The 1,717-nt window shown below is 71.2% G+C and carries 1 protein-coding gene; it reads right to left on the bottom strand.

What is annotated here, in order from left to right; all coding sequences use genetic code 11:
* Window positions 1-1,651 (bottom strand): ISL3 family transposase (locus tag MFF61_RS33560; RefSeq protein WP_238242165.1); only part of this gene is annotated, 1,651 nt, incomplete at its 3' end.
* Window positions 1,652-1,717: the final 66 nt, after the last annotated feature.

The raw sequence follows: 1,717 nt of genomic DNA, 5'->3' as shown, positions 1-1,717 counted from the left end.
GTGGCCTAGGTGGTGACCGCCCGGCGGACCCTGCCGGCGAGTTCGACAGGTGGCTGCTCGACACCCGGACCTGCGGTGTTGCTGCGTTAGAGACCTTCGCAGCCGGTGTGACGCAGGATAGTGCGGCCCGAACGGCCGCGCCATCCTGCGTCACACCGGCTGCGAAGGTCTCTAACGCAGCAACACCGCAGGTCCGGGTGTCGAGCAGCCACCTGTCGAACTCGCCGGCAGGGTCCGCCGGGCGGTCACCACCTAGGCCACAGGCCCGCACGAGCATCGTGAACCGCCGCGCCAGATCGGCGATCCGTGCGGCTTCAGGATCCTGCCGGACGCGGGCGAGGTCAGCCGCGGCGCGCGGCGGCAGTGTCGCGAGGGGCTGCACCAGGATCCAGGCCAGCTGCTTCGGAGAGGAGATCGGCACTGCGCTGATGGCCTCGGCGTTCGTCGAGGCGGTTCGCGACAGCCATTTGCGGGCCGTGCGCCGCGCCGGGCTCGTGCGTCGCTCGGCGACGAAGCGGTGCACCTGCCGATGGGTCCCCGCGAAGCCCTGGGCGCGGATCTCGCGCCAGAGCGCCCTGGCGTTCTCGCACCCCTCAGCCATGCGCTGCTCCAGATGAGCGAGGTAGGGGTCAAGGCGAGACGGATTGGGTCGGCGCCGCGCGCGCTCCGGGAAGCTCTCGGCCTGAGCGTATTTGCGTACCGTTGCACGCGCCAGACCCGTCGCGCGCCCGATGGCCAGCAGCGTCTCGCCGGCGAGATGACGCCGGCGCACGTCCTCGTAGGCTGCAAGCCGGCGAGCGCGGCTGTCGCGGCTGATGGCGATCTCGGCCGCGCTGCGGCGATAGGCGCGCGGGCGTTCCCCCGGCTGCCGGCCGTCACCACCAGGAAGGACGGGAAGCTGTCGCAGCCGGCCGTGAGCACGGCCAAGCCAGCGTTCGAGGGCTTGGCGCATGTTGAGGAGGAGGTGCCACCGATCGGCGACTTGGAGAGCGGCGGGGGCGCCCGCCGTGGCTGCTCGGGCGTACTCGGTCGAGCGGTCGCGGGCGATGATCTGGATACCAGGATGGCGACGCAGCCACGCGGTGACGGTCACCGCCGAGCGGTCGGGCAGCAGGTCGATCGGGCATCGGCGTTCGAGGTCAACGAGGAGGGTGCCGTAGGCCCGTCCCTTGCGGATGGCCCAATCGTCGATGCCGACGGCTCGTGGTGGAGCCGCACGCGGCAGCGGGAGGCGGTGCAAGAGGCGCAGCATCGTATCGGGGCTGGTCCGCATCCCCAGGTGGCCGGTCAGGCGCGCACCGGCCTCCGCGCCGGCTGCAAGCCCAATCCGTGTCTGGGCCTGAGCGAGGCGGCGTGTCCGTCGGGCTCGTGGCGGCATCAGCCGTGGGAGAGGCTCGGCGAAGGTGCGGCGGTGGCAGGTGGGATGACGGCAGTAGAAGCGTCGGATGCGCAGGCGCAGCGTCACGGGCTGGCCGAGGCTCGGCAGATCGGCGGGACGGCGATCGTAGCGGCTGTGAACGGCGGAACTGGGCGTGCCACAGGCGGGACATCGAGCCTGAGCGCGGCGCACATGGGCGAGGATGACGAGGTGATCGGCGCTCCGGGTGACGCTCTCGATGGAGCAGCCCGGCAGGGATGAGGAGAGGATCATCCCGTCTGTGAATCAGCCAGCGCCGGCCTCGTCACCGCGACCGTTCCACGCAAAATGCGGGAGAAC

It is taken from the genome of Methylobacterium isbiliense, assembly GCF_022179325.1.
Classification (GTDB): Bacteria; Pseudomonadota; Alphaproteobacteria; order Rhizobiales; family Beijerinckiaceae; genus Methylobacterium; species Methylobacterium isbiliense.
The sequence above is the reverse complement of the archived record's forward strand: the minus strand, read 5'-3'. Positions and strand labels throughout refer to the sequence as shown.